Raw genomic sequence first — 18842 nt, 5'->3', positions numbered from 1 at the left:
CGAAGGTTTCACCCCTGGCCCCGCGGACCCAGGCATCATGAGCTTGATGACCCGGGAGCGATGGATCGAGATCGGGCGCATCGTGCTGACCGGCGTGATCGCGCTTCTGTATTGGCAGCAGCTCGTTCCGCTCTATGTGCTCTGGGCAGCGGTTGCCATCGGTCTTTACCCCCTCGTCAAGACCGGCCTGACCGACCTCTTCACCGAACGTAAGATCGGCACCGAGATCTTCGTGACCATCGCGACCCTGGTCGCCGTGTTCGGCGGGGAAACCGTCGCGGGCGCGGTCCTCATGGTGATCATCCTGATCGCCGAGTTCATTGCCGAGCTGAACACGGACCGGGCGCGGGCCTCGATCAAATCGCTTATCGGCTCGGTGCCGCAGACCGCCCTCGTCCGTGAGGGCGGCGGCGAGCGCACGGTGCCCATCGCCCAAGTGAGGCCCGGCGAAATCGTTTTGGTCCGCACCGGAGAAAAAATCCCGGTGGATGGCGTGGTCGTCGGGGGCGGCGCTGCGGTCAACCAGGCACCCATCACAGGCGAGAGCGTGCCCCAGGACAAGGCGGAGGGCGCGCAGGTCTTCGCCGGCACCATCGTCGAATCCGGCGCGATTGACGTCCGCACCGACAAGGTGGGTGGCGACACCATCTTTTCGCGGATTATCGCCTTGGTGGAGGACGCCGAGTCCGAGCGGGCGCCGGTCCAGAAGCTGGCGGACCGGGTGGCGAGCTGGCTGATCCCGGTGGTCCTCGTCTTCCTCATCGGCGTGTTCCTGGTCACGCGCGATGTCTCAAAAGTTGTCACCCTCCTGATCTTCACCTCGCCGGCGGAGCTCGGCCTGGCGACGCCGCTGGTCATGATCGCGGCGATCGCACGCGCCGCGCGCAGCGGCATCCTGATCAAGGGCGGCCTCTACCTGGAGCTGCTCGCCAAAGCCGACGCCATGGTCTTCGACAAGACCGGCACCCTGACGGCGAACAAGCCGGAGGTGGTGAAGGTCCAGCCGTTCGACGCGGCTATCACCGAGGCGGATCTCCTGAGGCTGGCGGCGGCGGCGGACCGGCGCTCGGCCCATCCCCTCGCCAAGGCGGTGGTGGCGGGCGCCGCGCGCCGGAACATAGCGGTTCCCGAGCCGGACAGCTTCGAGCAGTTGCAGGCGCGCGGCGTCAAGGCGACGGTGGAAGGCAAGCGGGTGCTGGTGGGCAATCCAGCCTTGCTGCGCGAGGCGGGGGTTTCCATCGACCGGGCCGTGGAGGATGCCGCCAGCACGCCGGTCTATGTGTCGGTGGACGGCAGGCTCGCGGGGGTGATCTTCATCGCCGACACCGTGCGCCCCGGTGCGCGCGCGGCGCTGGCCGCGCTCAAGCAAGGCGGGGTGAAGCGCACAGTCATGCTGACCGGCGACAACGCCGCCACGGCGCGGGCCATCGCCTCGGAGATCGGCGTCGACGAGGTCAAGGCCGACCTCATGCCGGAGGACAAGGTCACGGCCATCGCCGAATTGCAGAAGCAGGGTTTCAAGGTCGCCATGATCGGCGACGGCGTCAACGACGCTCCCGCCCTCGCACGGGCCGAGGTGGGCATCGCCATGGGAGGAGGGGGCACTCAGGCGGCGCTCGAAGCCGCCGACATCGCGCTGATGACGGATGACCTTGGCAAGATCGTCGCGGCGCGCAACATCGCCCAGCGCGCCTACCGCACCATCCAGGAGAATCTATGGGTGGGTGTCGGCGTGGTTCACGTGCTCGGCATCACGGCCGCGCTGATGGGCTGGATCGGTCCCATCCAGGCGGCGTTTCTGCACCTCGGACCTGACGTCCTGGTGTTCTTGAATTCGGTGAAGCTGCTCCGGGTGAAGATCCCGGGAGTCTGATATCGCCCTCGATCGACGAACGCCAATGGGAATGGAACCGAAAGTCCTTCGCCATGCTGCAGGTTCTCAGCCATCGCACCTATCGCCATCTTTTCCTCGCGCAGGTCATCGCGCTGGTCGGGACTGGCCTTGCCACGGTGGCGCTTGGCCTTCTCGCCTACGATATCGCCGGAGCGGATGCGGGGGCGGTGCTCGGCACCGCGCTCGCGATCAAGATGGTCGCCTATGTGGGGGTGGCGCCAGTGGCGGCTGCCTTCGCCGAGCGACTGCCACGGCGCACGATGCTCGTCTGCCTCGATCTCGTGCGGGCGGCGGTGGCTGTGCTCCTGCCCTTCGTGACCGAGGTCTGGCAGGTCTATGTGCTGATCTTCCTGCTGCAGTCCGCCTCGGCAGGCTTCACGCCCACCTTTCAGGCGACCATTCCCGACGTGCTGCCGGACGAAAGGGACTATACGCGGGCGCTCTCCTTGTCCCGGCTGGCCTATGACCTCGAAAGCGTCGCCAGCCCGATGCTGGCCGCCGGGCTTCTCACCCTCATCAACTTCCACAGCCTCTTCGCCGGCACCGCCGTCGGCTTTCTGGCTTCCGCCGCACTGGTGGTCTCCGTCGTGCTGCCGAGCCCCAAGGCGAGCGAGCATCGTGGCATCTACGATCGCACGACCCGAGGGCTCAAGATCTATCTCGCCACGCCGCGCCTGCGTGGCTTGCTGGCGCTCAATCTCGCGGTGGCTGCCGCGAGCGCCATGGTAATCGTCAACACGGTGGTGCTGGTGCAGGCGGGGTTTGGTCTCAGCCAGCGCGCGACGGCGATTGCGCTCGCCGCCTTCGGCGGCGGGTCGATGATCGCCGCGCTCCTCTTGCCGCGTCTCCTCGACACGATCCCCGACCGGCGGGCGATGCTCGCCGGCGCCTCTGTGCTCGCCGCGGGGTTGTTCATCGGAGCCTTCGTGCCGGGCTACGGGCTTCTGCTGCCGCTCTGGTTCGCGCTGGGTCTCGGTTATTCGTTGACCCAGACCCCATCCGGACGCCTGCTGCGCCGCTCCTCCCAGCCGGAAGACCGTCCTTCGCTGTTCGCCGCGCAGTTCGCCCTGTCGCACGTGTGCTGGCTCATCACCTATCCCGTGGCGGGGTGGCTGGGATCGAAGGCCGGCTTGCCCTCCACCTTCGCGGTGCTCGGCTTGATCGCAGCCGCAGCCGTCTTCGTGGCGATCCGGTTGTGGCCGTCGAATGATCCGGACGAGATCGAGCATATTCATGAGACGCTCGACGCCAACCATCCGCATCTTGCAGGCGCCATGGGAGCGGGTGATGGGCGGCGCCACAGCCATGCCTTCGTCATCGACAGCCACCATTCCGAATGGCCGAGGGCGGGATGAGGCGAGGTCTTCCGGCAGAAGTCTGTCTATGCGTTGTCGGCCGACGTTGCGTCATGTAGAAGCCGTTTCTAGGGAGTCGTGCGCGTGACGAATGTCCGGACAATCGGCCTGAGAGACTTGATCGCCATGATCTGCATGGCGGTGGTCTGTCTGTCGCCGCTTCGGGCAGTTTCTATTGCCAATTCCGACCTTGAACATGCCCTTGAGCTCGCGCATGCCGCGGATGTGGGCGGCGTGGTGCATTATTGCGACGTGGCGCCCACATGTGAGCGCGAGCCGGCGCATGAGGAGTCCGGCGGCGTCTCCCATCACCACCATGGCGACACGGCTTCCGGCTGTGTGGCTGTCTCGTCTGTGGCCCCCGCCGGGCCTTTGTCGGTGAACGCCACCGGCTGGTCCACCCCCGCCGCGATGGGTAGGGGCCTCGGCCAGATTGCCCCGGAACGCCCCCCGAAAGCCTGATCTGCCCTCGCGCCGATCGTCGCCAACCTGCTTCTGCGTTCAGCGCCTATGGCGTTGAAAAAGGCGCCGTTCCAGGTGCGGAGCGCTCACGCATGGCGCAAAGGCCTTGCCGCCGCAAAGTAGTCTGCGTCCCTTCGTGATGTAACGACGCCGAGCCGCGAGCGCGCTCCAGGCGATGGGTCGAATAGGCCAAGCTCCTGAAACTCGGGATGCGCCGTGCGCGCTTCTCGCATCGCGGCGCCGCCGCGCGTTCCCCCTGTCAAAGCCCGATGGGTATCGCCATGTCTACGTCCCTGTCTCCCACGCTTGCGCTGTTAGCTGCCCTCGCCGGCCCAGCGACAACAGCTGTCGCCGCGCCGCCGGCATCATCCCAGGAAGGAACCCAACCGTCCGCCGCCGCGGATCGCCGCAAGGCCGTCGAGGGCGACCTGAGGTTCCTCTATACGATGTATTTTGCCGTCAGGGGCTGCACGACGGCTGCGCGCGATCTTTCCAAGCCCGAGTTTCTGCCATCGGTGAGCTTCGACGATGTCAAACGGATCACGGCCAATGCGGACACCGCCGCTCGGGACGTCGGCATCGACGTGGAGCGAGCCTGGCTCATCGCGGCTCCGGTCGGTCAGGCGACAGCCGAAGCGCTGCAAAAGGATACAGCCGACAATTTGGCCAAATGCAAAATGACAGGAAGCTTTGTGCGCTCGATTGTCGCGCGCCTCCAGATGGCCCTGACAGAGCTTGGAAGCAACAAATCCATCATCGAGAAGGATTTCTAGCCAGCTTCGACGTTCGCGAGTAGCCCGCCACCTGTAGTTTTGCGTTTCTTTAACTGGATCCGCGCACTCGCCTGCGCCGGCGTTGCCCGCGAACTCAACATCATGTAGAAGGCGTCATTGAGGAGATGTACGCGTGATCGATTCCCGCATGACAGGCCTGAGGCGCTTGATCGCCATGCTTTGCATGGTGGCAGCATGCCTGTCGCCCATGCGGGCGATCTCGGCCTCTACTGTGGATCTCGACCACGCTCTCGAGCTTGCCCATGCCGTCTCCACCGGAGAGGACATCGTGCATTATTGCGAGATGTCTTCCGAGGGATGTGAGCGGCAGCCGCATGACGGCGACGGTCGCGCCGCCTCGCATCATCACCATGGCGACCCGTCTTCCGGTTTCACGGCTGCGTCGGGTCACGGCATTGGTGCCTCCTTCGCGAAGAGCGGCCTATCCTGGCCGATGCACGGCCTCTTTGCCCAAGGGCTTGGCCCGAGCGCTCTCGATCGTCCCCCCAGAGCCTGATCTGTCCTTAGCGCAGGCCTTCGTGGCCTGATCCAGCTCTCGACGATCAAGGCATTTCTCAATGGATAAACGCACCTTCGCGGGTGCGGGCGCTCGCGCGCGGCGAAAGGGATTCGTCGTGGCGGTGGTGCTCGCATGCGGCGTGATGCCCGCGCACGCCAAGTCCCAGAAGCCTCTGACGGTATCCGACGCGATCACACGCGCAGTAAACGCTGGGTTTGCGCTGCCCGCCGCCGGCGCGCGCGTCCAGGCGGGTGAAGCGGGAATCCGGCAGGCCGGCCGTGGCCCGAACCCCACCGTGGGCATCGAGAGCGAGAACTTCGCCGGATCCGGCCCCTACCAGGCACTGAACCAGCCCGAAACCACGGTCTATTTCCAGCAGACCTTCGAGCTCGGGGACAAGGCTGGCGCCCGAACCGGCGTCGCACGCTCGGAGCTGGAAGCGACGCGGGCGCGGAGCGCCGTGCGGGTCCTCGATCTCATGCGGGAGGTGGAGCTCGCATGGATCGAGGTGCTGGTTGCCGCCGCCCAGGAAAAGGTCGCGCAGGAACGCCTTGTCATCGCCCAGCAGTTCCAGGCGGAAATCGCCCGCCGGGCGGATGCCGGACGCGATCCGCTGTTCACGCAGAGCCGCGCCGAGGCCCAGGTTGCCCTGGAGCAGATCGCGGTCGACCAGGCCAAGGCGAACGCGCGGATCGCCCGCGCAAACCTCGCAGGCTACTGGCGCGGCAGTCCCGACTTCGCCGTGGACCTGCCTGCCTTCGAGAACGCCGTTGTCGGCGCCGAAAGCAAGCCGTTCAACGCCGATGTCGCGCTCCTGGAAGCGGAACGGGAGGTCGCCACGGCCCGCATCGGGCTGGAGCAGGCCCGCGCGGTGCAGGACCCGGCGCTCCGCTTTGGCGTCCGGCATTTCGCCGACACCAACGACGGTGCCCTCGTGGCCGGCATCGCAATTCCGCTGCCGCTTTTCGACACCAACCAGGACAACATCGAGAAAGCCCGCGCCGAGCGGCAGGCGGCGGAGCTCGACGTGGAGGCAGCCCGCGCCACTTTGAAGCGTGAGCTGACCCGGCTCGGGGCCCGGCTTGCTGCCAGCGCCGCGGAGGCGCGTCGCATCCAGCGCGAAGTCGTCCCCAAGGCGGAACAGGCGGTCCGCTTGATCCGCGAAGGGATGGAGCGCGGCGCCTTCAGCTATGTCGAGTTCATGGATGCGCAGCGCACCCTCAACGATGCCCGCCTGAGGCGCATCGAAGCCCTGCGCGCCTTTCACCAGGACAACGCGACGGTGAGCCGCCTGACCGGCCGGCATTCCCGTCTGAACATCAAGGGTTGACCCGATGAATCCCCGTCTGAAGGCCGTTCCGGCCATGATGGCGCTCGTTCTCGCGCTCGCGGCATGCGGCCAGGGCGAGGCTCAGAAGTCCGCGGGCACGGCAGAAGCGCCTGCGGCGGCAAGCGCGGAGTACGAGCGCGGCCCGCATGGCGGGCGCCTCCTGCGCTCCGGCGACCTCGCTCTCGAGCTCACCATCTTCGAGGAAGGCCAGGAACCCGAATTCCACCTCTATCCATTCCAGGGCGATCGGCCCCTCGATCCGGCGCTGGTGAAGGCACGAATTACCCTTTCACGCCTTGGCGGCCGCGTCGATACGATCGACTTCAAGCCGGATGGCGAATTTCTGCGGGGAGATGGCGCGGTCAAGGAGCCACACTCCTTCGATGTCGCGATCCGGGCCGACTATGAAGGGAAGACGCACGACTGGTCCTTCTCGTCCTACGAGGGGCGCACCACCATCGAGGCCGCGGCTGCCGAAACGGGCGGGGTCAAGGCTGAGCCGGCGGGGGCCGCGGTGATCCAGGAGGTCGTCGACCTCTCCGGGCGCGTGATGCTGCATCCCCAGGCGCGGGCCGAAGTGCGGGCCTGGTATCCCGGCCGGATCGTGGAGATGACCAAGTCCATCGGCCAGCCGGTGCGGCAGGGCGACGTGCTGGTCCGCATCGAGGCGAGCGACACGCTGCGCACGTATCCGATCACGGCACCCATTTCCGGTGTCATTACCGAGCGCAACGCCAATGTCGGAGATGTGGCGACACAAGCGATCTACGTGATCGCCGACACCTCCCGGCTCCAGGCCGCCTTCTTCGCCTTCCCGCGCGATGCGGAGCTTCTGCGGCCCGGTCAGGCGGTCGAGATCAAGGGCCTCGCCGGCCAGACGGCACGCTCCACCATCCAGATGCTGTTGCCGAGCACGGACCTCGCCACGCAGACCACCTCCATCTTCGCCGAACTGCCCAATCCCGAGGGCGTCTGGCGCCCGGGCATGATCGTCGAGGGGATCGTGACGGTCGCTGCCGACAAGGTGCCGCTCGCCGTCCGCACACGCGCCCTCCAGCGCTTCCGCGACTTCACGGTGGTCTACGCCAAGGTCGGCGACACCTACGAGGTTCGCATGCTCAAGCTCGGCCGCCGGACGCCCGAATGGGTGGAAGTGCTCGGCGGCATCGATCCAGGCGAGGTCTACGTATCCGACAACGCCTTCCTCATCCGCGCCGACGTCGAGAAGTCCGGCGCCTCCCACGACCATTGAGGAGGGGCCCATGCTTGAACGCATCATTCATCTGTCGATCCGCTTTCGCTGGATCGTGCTGGCGGCGGTCCTGGGGTTCGCGGCGCTGGGGATCTGGAGCTTCCAGCGCTTGCCCATCGATGCCGTGCCGGACATCACCAACGTCCAGGTGCAGATCAATTCCGAGGCGCAGGGCTTCTCCCCGATGGAGGTGGAGCAGCGCATCACCTTCCCCATCGAGACGGCTCTCGCCGGCCTACCGGGGCTCGAATACACGCGCTCCATCTCGCGCTACGGCCTGTCCCAGGTGACCGTCATCTTCCGGGATGGCACGGACATCTATTTCGCGCGGCAGCTCGTGAACGAGCGCCTGCAGAGTGTCCGCAGCGAGCTGCCGTCGGGAGTCGATCCCTCGCTCGGACCCATCGCCACCGGCCTCGGCGAGATCTTCATGTACACCATCGAGCCGAGCCCAGGAGCTCGCCGCCCCGATGGTGCGGCATGGACGGCCGAGGATCTGAGGACCCTCCAGGACTGGGTGATCCGGCCGCAGCTGCGCAACGTGCCGGGCGTGACCGAGGTCAACACCATCGGCGGCTACGAGCGTCAGTATCACGTCACGCCGTGGCCCCAGCGGCTCACCGCCTACGGGCTGACGATGACCGACGTCATCAACGCCCTGGAGCGCAACAACACCAACGTGGGCGCGGGCTATGTAGAGCGCTATGGCGAACAGAAGCTCGTGCGCGTCGCCGGTCAGGCAGCCGGCATCGAGGACTTGCGCAACATCGTCGTCGAGCAGCGTGGCGGGGTGCCGATCCGTATCGGCGACGTGGCCGACGTCATTCTGGGCGAGGAGCTGAGGACGGGCGCCGCCACCCAGAATGGGCGCGAAGTGGTGCTCGGCACCGTGTTCATGCTGATCGGGGAGAACAGCCGCACTGTCTCCCACGCTGTCGCCGCCAAGCTCGAGGAGGCTGCCCGCTCGCTGCCCGCCGGCGTGATTGCCAAGCCGGTCTACGATCGCACTGTGCTCGTGGAGCGGACTATCAGCACGGTCGAGAAGAACCTCGCCGAAGGCGCGCTGCTCGTCGTGGTCGTCCTTCTGCTGCTGCTCGGCAACCTGCGGGCAGCGTTGATCACGGCGGCGATGATCCCCCTCGCCATGCTGGTCACCATCACCGCCATGGTCCAGGGCAAGGTCTCCGGCAACCTCATGAGCCTGGGCGCGCTGGATTTCGGTCTGATCGTCGACGGCGCCGTCATCATCGTCGAGAACTGCCTGCGCCGTTTCGCGGAAGCCCAGCACCATCACGGCCGCCTTCTGAACCGCGACGAACGCTTTGCCCTCGCGGGAAGTGCGACGGCGGAGGTGATCCGCCCGAGCCTGTTCGGCGTGCTCATCATCACCATCGTGTACCTGCCCATCTTCGCCCTCACCGGCGTCGAAGGGAAGATGTTCCACCCCATGGCGTTCACGGTGGTCATCGCGCTCACTGCGGCGCTCCTGCTGTCGCTCACGTTCGTTCCCGCCGCCGTGGCCCTCTTCATCACCGGCAAGGTGAGCGAGAAGGACAGTTTCCTGATGCGCGGCGCGCGAAAGCTCTACCGTCCTGCGCTCGAAGTCGCGCTACGCGCCCGTTGGCTCACCGTGGTCCTCGCGGTGGTGCTGGTCGGATGGTCTGCGCATCTGGCGACGCGGCTCGGCTCGGAATTCATCCCCAACCTCGACGAGGGCGACATCGCCCTTCACGCGCTGCGCGTGCCCGGCACCGGGCTGAAGCAGGCCATCGGCATGCAGGCGGCTATCGAGTCGCGGCTCAAGGAGTTTCCCGAGGTCGATCAGGTTTTCGCCAAGATCGGCACGGCCGAGGTCGCGACCGATCCCATGCCACCCAGCGTCGCCGACACGTTCGTGATGCTGAAGCCACGCGAGCAATGGCCCGATCCACGCAAGCCGAAGTTCGACCTGGTGGCGCAGATGCAGGCCGCTGTCGCGAAGATCCCCGGCAACAACTACGAGTTCACCCAGCCGATCCAGATGCGGTTCAACGAGCTCATCTCGGGCGTGCGCTCCGACGTCGCCGTGAAGGTGTTTGGCGACAGCTTGGATGAGCTGTTGCGCCTTGGCAACGAGATCGAAGGCATTCTCGCCGCGGTGGACGGGGCACAGGACGCCAAGGTCGAGCAACTCACCGGCCTGCCGGTCCTGCAGATCACGCCGAACCGCAAGGCCATGGCGCGGTATGGGCTGAACGTCGCCGATGTCCAGGACGTGATCCGGGCCTCCATCGGCGGCACGCAGGCGGGACGCATCTTCGAAGGCGACCGGCGCTTCGACATCATCGTTCGCCTGCCAGAGGAGCAGCGCTCGAAGGCTGATGAAATCGGCCGCCTGCGGATTCCATTGCCGGCGCGCAACGGTGAAGGCACCCGCATCTTCGTGCCGCTCTCGGAGATCGCCGAGATCGAGACGGTGGTCGGGCCGAACCAGATCAGCCGCGAGAACGGCAAGAGGCGGGTGGTCATCACCGCGAACGTGCGCGGCCGCGACCTCGGGTCGTTTGTCACCGAGGTGCAGGCGGGTGTCCGGGACAAGGTGAAGATTCCCGCCGGCTACTGGACCGAATATGGCGGCACCTTCCAGCAGCTTATCTCGGCGGCTCAACGCCTCCAGGTCGTCGTGCCGCTGGGCTTGATCCTGATCTTCGGGCTCCTTCTCGGCCTGTTCGGATCGCTGAGGGATGCATCCATCGTCTTCTCGGGTGTGCCCCTGGCGCTGACCGGCGGCATTGCGGCGCTCGCGTTGCGGGACATGCCTCTTTCCATCTCGGCCGGCGTGGGGTTCATCGCGTTGTCCGGCGTCGCCGTGCTGAACGGCGTGGTCATGATCTCCTTCATCAAGAGCCTGTTGGAAGAGGGGCTCGACCTGGATGCGGCGATCCGGCGGGGAGCCTTGACGCGCCTGCGTCCGGTGCTGATGACCGCGCTTGTCGCCAGCCTCGGCTTCATTCCCATGGCCTTCAATGTCGGTGCCGGATCGGAAGTCCAGCGCCCGCTCGCGACGGTGGTCATCGGCGGCATCGCATCATCGACGCTGCTCACGCTGTTCGTCCTGCCTGCGCTTTACCGCCTGGTCCATCAGCCAGGCCGCACCCGCAAGAAGGTGCAGACAAAGCAGCCGGCGGCAGCGCCGATCGCCTCCCACTGACCTGCCGTGAGCGCATTCCTTCTCCCGTGTCGTATGCGGGAGAAGGCCGCTCTCCAAGCCCCATGGAAAGGATCTGCCATGCAGACGTTTTATTCGAATTGTCGGAAGATGCTGTGCATCACGGGTCTCGCCGCCACGGTGTGGGTCACCATGGTTCCCGTCTCGTTTGCCGATGGGATCATGCCTAAGGGCTACCGCGAGCGGCAACGCCATGTCTTTCGCGACGTGCAGCGGGGGGTTACGCATCCCGCCGATCCGTCGCCCGCGGCTGCGACGCCCACCCGCTCCAGGCCACTCGATATACTTTGCTCGCACAGCAATGAGGCGGAGCATCAGCGTTCTTGCTTCAAGACGCGTAGCGACTGCTACGATCAAAATCGCCGAGTTAGGCCGCATGAAATTACGCATTGCAATATTCGGTTCGATCAATGCATGCGCCTGTGGAACGGAAGCTGAGGTGCCACCATGTCAGTTATCCGCATATCGCCACGATGGAAGCACTTCTGCGCTATGATGCTCATCACGTTCAGCGCGGATCAGTCTTTGGCGGCAAATGATGAGACTCTGGTCCGCATCTTGACAAGAGCCTTCGTGGCTCAAAATCTCACGATCTATTGCGCCCAGTTCAACCCCGAAATTCTGCGAATAACAACGGGAAAGCAGGGCGACATATCTCAATTCGCGCAGCACATTAGAGAAAAAATTATCGATGGTCTGCCGCCAGAGGAAGCGGGTCTTGTCGTCCAACGCTCGGCAGACGCTGCGAGGGCGGGTGCACTCATGGCAATCAGACGATTTTACCAAGCTGATCGGGAGCGCGAAAAGCAACTCATTTCAGCATGGTGCACGCAGTCCATCCCAAATGACGTGATGGCGTATGTTAGATTTCACGATGAGCGACACGATATGCTGATGGGTATGATTGCCTCAGCGAAAGCGCCAATGTAATATTGTTTAATAATAGAAATACGACACATATATAGGAATGAAATATCAATTAATCTATAAAATATGTGAATATGCAAATCGAGGACATGCAGAAATGCTGGCAAGAAGGAGGGATAAAAAGCCAGGACGGGACGGCTGGTCTGTGGCCTTGCACGGCTGGCTGATAGTTCTGATGGCGGCGGGTTTGCTGTCTATGCTGGCAAGTGCCGGATCCGCCGGCCCCGAGGCTAAATTCTCTGTGCAGGTGTCCTCCTGGCTGTCCACCAGCGCAGAAGCCGACGAGGAGCCAGAGGAGGACCCGCGCGCAGGCATCGCCTGCCATTGCATTCACACGTTGCTGCCTGCATCGACATGGACTTCGGATTTCCCCCGCGCGGGTGAGGATTGGGCATCCCGCTGGTGGGCGCCTAAGACGTGGCAGTCTGAGACACCAACTCCGCCACCCCGGTACATGAGCGCGTTCACCTCCCATACCTTCAATCAAACGAAATGAGATGAACATGAAACGCTTTGCTATCGTGTGTGCCGCTGCCTTCGTGTCATTCACCGCGCAGGCAGACACCTACCCCTCGACGATAAGTGACCGCGAAAAAGAGCGTCACGAGTTCTATCATGTGCAGACGGAGAACTATCCTGGCGGCAAGATCTTCAGCGGGGAGTTCGAATCTCGGGTTCCGAGCCCCGCGGTCACGGCTGCACCCCATGCGGCCCATCATTCCGAAGCCCATGGCCACGCGGGCACGCGCGGCTAAGGTGATTTAAAGCGGACCGGCTCGTTCAATCGGAGCCCGATCCTGTGACAAATCCGCGGGCGGCGAAATCACTTTCTGCCGCCCGTCCGTTCATGGAAAACACCGAAACTGCTGCGCCAATCATCGTCCCCATGGTGGATTTTACCGTTTATGCCTCGCTCTTTTTTGTTGCGCTCACGGCTGCGACCATTCTGCCTATGCAGTCGGAAACGCTGCTCGCGAGCTTTCTGATTGCTGGCTACGCTCCCCTACCGCTGCTTGCCACCGCGAGCGCAGGCAACGTGCTTGGATCGGTGATCAACTGGCTGCTCGGCCGGGGGATCGAGCGCTTCCGGGGGCGGCGATGGTTCCCGGTGAGCGAGGCGGCGTTCGCGCGGGCCCAGCGCTGGTATGGCTGCTTCGGAAAGTGGTCACTGCTTTTCAGCTGGGCGCCGATCATTGGGGACCCCCTGACCGTGGTTGCTGGCGTGCTGCGAGAGCCCCTACCGATGTTCCTTCTCCTCGTCGGCGTCGCCAAGATCGGGCGCTATCTCGTGTTGGCCATACTCACACTTCAACTCGCATGAGACGTTGTCACGAGACAGCCATCACGGGCTGGCAAGGCTCCTTCTGATGGGAACACTTCTCGATTTGCAGCGCTGGCTCTATGGCGGCGCCCTTGACGCGCTGAACGCTTTGCGCACCGTGGGCATTGGCGGATTGCCGGCGCTCATCGGCGCCGCCTTCGGCTTCGGCATGTTGCACGCGCTCCTGCCTGGCCATGGCAAGGCGGTGCTTGCTTCTCATTATGCCGGCGACGGACGCATCCTGGGCGCACTCGGTGCAAGCGCGGTTCTCATCCTCACCCATGTGGGCTCGGCCGTGCTTCTGGTGCTCGGCGGGTTCGCCGTGCTGCGGAACACCATCGGCGGTGCCGGCCGCGCGCCCATGCTGGAGCAGGCCAGCCAGATGCTGATCGTCCTGGTGGGCCTGTGGCTGCTGTGGCGCGCCGTGCGGCCGCACTCGCATGATCACGACCGGTCCGGCCCGGCGCTCGCCTTCGTCACAGGCCTCGTGCCATGCCCCCTCACTACCTTCATCATGACCTATGCGCTGGCCCATGGCGTGCTGGTGTCGGGCCTTGTCCTCTCCGGCACCTTCGCTGTCGGCATGATCGTCACCGTGGCGTCGTTCCCGTTGCTGGCGGTGCTGCTGCGCACCCGGCTCATGCCGCTGTTGGCGCGGACCGAAGTGCTGCGGGCCCGGACCGGGCACATCCTCGAGGTTGGGGCGGCCCTTGCGGTGATCCTGCTCGGCCTCTGGCCTCTCGTCCGTTCATAGAGCGGGACTGAGGGTTGATGGGGATGCCCACGAGTTGGCTCAGGGCGGCCCTCGAAAATGACGGTTGTCCGGCATGAACCCATGGGTCCGCAGGTTCCGCCCAAAGAGCTTCATCCGTGCCGCCACACTTTCACCGACGAGACGACGAGGATCAGCGCCAGGATGGGGAGCAGCACCTGGTCGGGAACGAGGCCGAGGAGATGCCCGCCGATGAAGGTCCCCACGATGGAGCCGACTGCCATCACGGCCACGAACACCTTGTTTCGCGCGACCGTGGCGAACGCGCTGTCGCGGCTGTAGCGGGTGAAGCCGACGAGCATGGTGGGCAAGCTCACCGCCAGCGACAGGCTGCCCGCGAGCTTGATGTCGGCGCCGAAGAGAAGCACCAGCGTCGGGATCAGCAGTTCGCCACCGGCGACGCCCATGAGCGAGGCGACCACTCCGATGGCGAATCCCGCCACCACTCCGGCGACGATCAGCCAGGGTCCCGAAAGCAACGCAGACGCCGTGGTTGATCCGTGCCCGAAGAGGAGCGCGACAGCGATCAGCACCAGCAGCACCGCCAGTACCCGGTAGAGAGTACGGGAGCTGAGGCGCATCGCCCAACCGGCGCCGAGCCAGGCGCCGAGCAGGCTGCCTGCCAGCAGATTGACGACGATCGCCCAATTGTCCGCAATCGCTCCGAACGGCACCGCGGCGGCGCGGAACGGGAGCGCCGAGGCGACGACGATCAGGCTCATGGCCTTGTTCAGGATGACGGCTTCGAGCGCGCGGAAGCGGAAGGGGCCGATGAGCAGCGGCAGGCGGAACTCCGCGCCGCCAAGGCCGATGAGGCCGCCGAGCATCCCGATGGCCGCGCCGCCGGTGAAGGCCGGCACTGGCCGGGGGCCGGGGGCGGAACCCAGCACGTTGCCGGCGTCCGCACGATCCGGTGGCAGCGGAATAGATTGATGGGACATGGACGAGCCTCCGGGCCATGAGCGTCCGGCCGAAGCCGTCGTCAGGCACGAACTGATATGAAAATGAACTAAAATGAATGATGAATGGGCAATGATTTGGCCTTCGGTGTCAGATGTTGCGAATATCGATGCGTTTGCCAAGGCAATGCAATCCAGGCGATGGCTCATGAGCGCATCTTTGTACTAAACTGGACGAAATGATATGAAGTGATATGCGGGACATTCCCATGGACACGCGCAATGCTTTGACGGTCGAGGACGTGGCCGAGCGGCTCAATGTCAGCCGCAGCGGCATCTACGCCTTGATCAAGAATGGCGGGATTGGCTTCTACAAAGTCGGCCGCAAGATCCGCTTCACCGAGGCCCATGTGCGCGACTATATCGAGCGCTCCGGCACCGCCGCGCGCTCCCCCGAGCCGATAGGCCGCCCGGCATTCGACGAGAACCGGTATTTCGACCTCTCGGCGGAGCGCCGGGCCGGAGACGGCTTCATCATCTGCGGCCAGGACCTCATCCTCGACATCCTGTCCAATTTCATGCGCCTGCACGGCGTCATGGCGCTCAGGGCCTATATCGGCAGCTACGACAGCCTCGTCTCGCTCTATTACGGCAAGGTTTCAGTGGCGAGCGCACATTTATGGGACAGCGCCGGCGACGACTACAACGTGCCTTATGTCCGCGCCCTGCTACCGGGCATCCGCTGCGCGATCGTCAACGTCACCTACCGCATGCAGGGTCTCTATGTCGCCAAAGGCAACCCGAAGGCCATCCAAACGTGGCAGGACCTCGCGCGCGGGGACATCACCCTGATCAACCGCGAGAAGGGCGCGGGATCACGGGTGCTGCTCGACGAGAACCTCAAGCTCGACGGTCTCTACGGCAGCCGGATCAAGGGCTACGACAACGAGAACCAGTCCCACCTCGCCGTGGCTAGCGCGGTTGGGCGCGGCGACGCCGACGTGGCGGTGGGCATGGAGAAGGTCGCCCGCCAGGTGGAGAACGTCGATTTCATCCCGTTAAAGAGGGAACGCTACGACCTCGTGGTCAGGAAAGAGCAGCTCGACACGCCGGAGGTGGCGACCATGCTCAAGATCCTGCGCTCGGAGCGGTTCCAGAACGAATTCAAGAGCATCGGTGGGTACGACATCACCGACATTGGCAAGATCGTTGCCGAGACGTGAGGCCGAAGCCGTCGCTGCTCCCCCCGAAGTTCCGGGTCCACGAGCGGGCCTTCCTTCGCCCTCGATGAGGACGCGAAACGCGGTTGCCAATCCTTTCGCGGCATCCTCGGAGAACCTTCCGACAGCGAGAGCAGGGAGGGGCCGTGTCCACTCCACCAGCCGGGACGAAAGCCTCGGTGGTCTATCCCTGGGCGTCCGGAGCCATTATCATGGAAGTCATGCCGCCGGTGCTCCCAGCGGCATTCTCGTCGCGGCGGCATCCTCGGGGTTGCCGCCTTTTTCATGCCAGCGGCGCGCGGTTCGCGCTGCCAACTCGAGAGGAGACCATGCCCAGCAGGGATGGCAGTAGTAGCTTGGCCGATATCCTAGGGATCGTGTCGGTGCTTGTTCTCGTGGCCGCCAATGGATTTTTCGTCGCGGCTGAATTTTCCCTCGTCGCCGTTCGCCGCAGCCGGGTGGCTGAACTCGTCGCCGCCGGGCGGATGAACGCCTCGGCCCTGCAACGGGCGGTGGACAATCTCGACGCCAATCTGGCTGCGACCCAGCTCGGCATCACCATCTCTTCCCTCGCCCTCGGCTGGATCGGCGAGCCGGCAATCGCCCACCTGATCGCGCCGCTGCTCGACGCACTGCCGGGCGCGCTCGCCACCGCCGGCTCCCATGCCGTCGCCGTGGTCATCTCCTTCATCATCATCACCACGCTGCACATCGTGCTCGGCGAGCTGGCGCCAAAGAGCCTCGCGCTCCAGCGCAGCGAGGGTACAGCGCTATGGGTGGTGCGACCGCTGGGCCTGTTTCTGTTCATGCTGCGCCCGGCCATCGTCACTCTCAACGGCCTCGGCAATCTCGTCCTGAGGCTGGCGGGCCTGCGTCCTGGGACGGGTGAAGATTCCCTCCATTCCCCTGAAGAGCTGAAGCTGCTGGTGGCGGCGAGCCAGGAGGCGGGCCTGCTCCAGCACGCCCAGCAGGAGGTGGTCGAACGCGTCCTGACCATCGGCAACCGCCCCATTGGGGACATCATGACGCCGCGCCGCGACGTGGAATGGATCGACGCCGACGACCCGCAGGACGAAATCCTGAGCACCATCCGCGCCTGCCGGCACGAGCAGTTGCTGGTGGGGCGGGGAGACGTAGACGAGCCGCTTGGCATGATCCTGAAGAAGGATCTCCTCGACCAGGTGCTGGATGGCAAGCCGCTCGACCCGCTGGCGGCCATGCGGGAGCCGGTGGTGGTCCAGGAGGGGACGCCTATCTTTCGTGTGCTGGAGCAGTTCAAGACGGCGCCGGTCCGTCTCGCCCTCATCATCGACGAATATGGCGGCCTCGACGGCATCGTCACCCAGACCGACCTCCTGGAGGCGATCGCCGGCGATCTTCCGGCTACCGAGGATGAGGAGCCGGACATCATCGCGCGGGACGATGGCTCCCTTCTGATCGACGGCATGATGCCCGCCCACGAGGCTTTTGAGCGCCTCGGCTTCCGCTCGCACGCCGGGGCTGGTGACTTCCACACCATCGCCGGTTTCGCCCTGGCGCGCCTCGGGCACCTGCCTGAGACCGGAGAACAGTTCGAGCATGAGGGCTGGCGCTTCGAGATCGTCGACATGGACGGCCGGCGGATCGACAAGCTGCTCGCACAGCGGATCGCTCTGCCAGGCGTCTAGCCTGCGCTGCTACTGCTCTTCCGGCGGCCTGATGTGCCGGAAGGCCCAGAGCAGAGCGAAATCGTAGAGGATTTTCAGCACCCCACAGAGGATGAATGGCCATGCCTCATGGCCGGCGGCGAACAGGGCGCCGGCCAGCGCGGGGCTTAGGGCCGCCGCAAGGCTGCGCGGCACCGAGGTGATGCTGGCGGCGGCCGGACGCTCGGGTGGTGTTACCACCGCCATCACGTAGGACGAGCGGGTCGGAACATCCATCTGCGACAGAGCGGAGCGCACCAGCAGCAGGCCGAGCGCCACCTCGAGGCTTGGCACCACTGCGGCCAGGATCAGACATAGGCTGGAGGGAATATGGGTGAACACCATGGTGTTCACGAGCCCGATGCGACGGGCAAGCCACGCCGCCACCGGGAAGGAAAAGGCGGACAGCACGCCGGAGACGAAGAAGAACGTGCCCGCCTCGGCGAGCGACAGGCCGAAGCGCGTGAACAGCCAGAGCGCGAGCAGCGATTGCACCGCCAGCCCGCCAGCAAACGCATCGATGGAGAACAATGCCGCCAGCCGGTAGATGATACCACGCGACGGACCGAGCGCCGCGGCAGGCCTGTCTTCGGTGGCGGGTGCGCGCGGGATGCGGGCATAAAAGAGGCCGCCGGCCACGCCCAGCAGCGCATAGAGCGCGAACATGGCTCGCAGTGCGCCGAGGCGCGAGAGGCCGAACTGCGCCATCAGGTCCGGGCTCATGGCCGCCAGCGCGCCCACCGCGGCGGCAAGGGCCCCCACGAGGCTGTAGCGCGCGAAGGCCGAGGTCCGCGCCTTGTCCACCACCAGATGGGACAGCGTTGCGTGCTCGATGGGCACGAAGATGCTGACCGAGCCGGACGACGGATTGATGGTGCCGCAGAAGGCCACCTGCAGCGCGGCCCCGTAGCTTGCCGACTGGGTGAAGGCGAGCCCCGTCGTCACCATGAGCCCCGACGCGGCGATCAGCAGCGTGCGCCGGTCGATGCGATGGCCAAGAAAGCCGATGGCGAATGTCATCAGCGCCGAGCCGAACAGCGCAGCGGTCGCCACCACGCCGATCTCGAATGCGCCGAGCCCGAGCGCCGAGAGATAGACCGGCAGGAGAACGGCGACGAAGCCGTCGCCGAAATCCCGGAGCGCCCGCGCGGCATAGAGCGACGAGACGGGAGAGAACAGGCCTTCATCCTCGGCCGCCGGATTGTTCAGGGCTCGGGGCACCGC

At 65.1% G+C, this 18842-nt stretch carries 17 protein-coding genes; 15 read left to right on the top strand and 2 right to left on the bottom strand.

Annotation, left to right across the window (positions count from 1 at the left end):
* Positions 1-37 precede the first annotated feature (37 nt).
* The 13 genes from ACT54R_RS18565 (at position 38) to ACT54R_RS18505 (ending at position 13796) form a co-directional block, all read left to right on the top strand.
* Positions 38-1873 carry a heavy metal translocating P-type ATPase gene (locus ACT54R_RS18565; protein WP_476328712.1) on the top strand — a complete coding sequence of 612 codons (1836 nt, stop codon included), beginning with the start codon at positions 38-40 and terminating at the stop codon, positions 1871-1873.
* 53 nt (positions 1874-1926) lie between these two features.
* Positions 1927-3249 carry an MFS transporter gene (locus tag ACT54R_RS18560; protein WP_332116976.1) on the top strand — a complete coding sequence of 441 codons (1323 nt, stop codon included), beginning with the start codon at positions 1927-1929 and terminating at the stop codon, positions 3247-3249.
* An 84-nt stretch (positions 3250-3333) separates the two neighbouring features.
* Positions 3334-3711: a hypothetical protein gene (locus tag ACT54R_RS18555; RefSeq protein ID WP_476328710.1), complete on the top strand. Its 378-nt coding sequence runs from the start codon at positions 3334-3336 to the stop codon at positions 3709-3711.
* Positions 3712-3992: 281 nt separating this feature from the next.
* Complete coding sequence (locus tag ACT54R_RS18550) at positions 3993-4484, top strand: hypothetical protein (RefSeq protein ID WP_332116979.1); 492 nt, start codon at positions 3993-3995, stop codon at positions 4482-4484.
* Positions 4485-4617: 133 nt separating this feature from the next.
* Complete coding sequence (locus ACT54R_RS18545) at positions 4618-5001, top strand: hypothetical protein (protein WP_332116980.1); 384 nt, start codon at positions 4618-4620, stop codon at positions 4999-5001.
* Between the two features lie 61 nt (positions 5002-5062).
* Positions 5063-6334: a TolC family protein gene (locus ACT54R_RS18540; RefSeq protein ID WP_332116981.1), complete on the top strand. Its 1272-nt coding sequence runs from the start codon at positions 5063-5065 to the stop codon at positions 6332-6334.
* A 4-nt stretch (positions 6335-6338) separates the two neighbouring features.
* Positions 6339-7586 carry an efflux RND transporter periplasmic adaptor subunit gene (locus ACT54R_RS18535; protein ID WP_332116982.1) on the top strand — a complete coding sequence of 416 codons (1248 nt, stop codon included), beginning with the start codon at positions 6339-6341 and terminating at the stop codon, positions 7584-7586.
* A gap of 10 nt (positions 7587-7596) precedes the next feature.
* The gene (locus tag ACT54R_RS18530; protein WP_332116983.1) at positions 7597-10776 is read left to right on the top strand and encodes an efflux RND transporter permease subunit; all 3180 of its coding nucleotides are present in this window, start codon (positions 7597-7599) and stop codon (positions 10774-10776) included.
* Positions 10777-10854: 78 nt separating this feature from the next.
* Positions 10855-11232 (top strand): hypothetical protein, encoded by a 378-nt coding sequence (locus tag ACT54R_RS18525; protein ID WP_332116984.1) that lies wholly within the window; start codon positions 10855-10857, stop codon positions 11230-11232.
* A 54-nt stretch (positions 11233-11286) separates the two neighbouring features.
* On the top strand, positions 11287-11724 hold the full coding sequence (locus ACT54R_RS18520; protein WP_332116985.1) for a hypothetical protein: 438 nt from the start codon (positions 11287-11289) through the stop codon (positions 11722-11724).
* A gap of 500 nt (positions 11725-12224) precedes the next feature.
* On the top strand, positions 12225-12476 hold the full coding sequence (locus ACT54R_RS18515) for a hypothetical protein (protein WP_332116986.1): 252 nt from the start codon (positions 12225-12227) through the stop codon (positions 12474-12476).
* A 131-nt stretch (positions 12477-12607) separates the two neighbouring features.
* A complete protein-coding gene (locus ACT54R_RS18510; protein ID WP_332117004.1) occupies positions 12608-13042 on the top strand; it encodes a YqaA family protein in 435 nt (144 codons plus the stop codon).
* Positions 13043-13088: 46 nt separating this feature from the next.
* Positions 13089-13796 (top strand): HoxN/HupN/NixA family nickel/cobalt transporter, encoded by a 708-nt coding sequence (locus ACT54R_RS18505; RefSeq protein WP_332116987.1) that lies wholly within the window; start codon positions 13089-13091, stop codon positions 13794-13796.
* A gap of 110 nt (positions 13797-13906) precedes the next feature.
* Here ACT54R_RS18505 and ACT54R_RS18500 read toward each other — a convergent pair whose 3' ends face one another.
* Positions 13907-14755 carry a sulfite exporter TauE/SafE family protein gene (locus tag ACT54R_RS18500; RefSeq protein WP_332116988.1) on the bottom strand — a complete coding sequence of 283 codons (849 nt, stop codon included), beginning with the start codon at positions 14753-14755 and terminating at the stop codon, positions 13907-13909.
* Between the two features lie 227 nt (positions 14756-14982).
* Here ACT54R_RS18500 and ACT54R_RS18495 point away from each other — a divergent pair, with 227 nt between their 5' ends.
* Together ACT54R_RS18495 and ACT54R_RS18490 are read left to right on the top strand one after the other, a co-directional pair.
* A complete protein-coding gene (locus ACT54R_RS18495; protein ID WP_332116989.1) occupies positions 14983-15936 on the top strand; it encodes a helix-turn-helix transcriptional regulator in 954 nt (317 codons plus the stop codon).
* Between the two features lie 326 nt (positions 15937-16262).
* Positions 16263-17600 carry a hemolysin family protein gene (locus ACT54R_RS18490; protein ID WP_332116990.1) on the top strand — a complete coding sequence of 446 codons (1338 nt, stop codon included), beginning with the start codon at positions 16263-16265 and terminating at the stop codon, positions 17598-17600.
* Positions 17601-17609: 9 nt separating this feature from the next.
* On the opposite strand, the gene ACT54R_RS18485 is transcribed toward ACT54R_RS18490, so the two are convergent.
* The gene (locus ACT54R_RS18485; protein ID WP_332116991.1) at positions 17610-18839 is read right to left on the bottom strand and encodes an MFS transporter; all 1230 of its coding nucleotides are present in this window, start codon (positions 18837-18839) and stop codon (positions 17610-17612) included.
* Between the last annotated feature and the right edge of the window lie 3 nt (positions 18840-18842).

It is taken from the genome of Xanthobacter sp. DMC47, from assembly GCF_056313845.1.
Note: the sequence above shows the minus strand (reverse complement) of the source record. Positions and strands in the feature narration are given on the sequence as shown.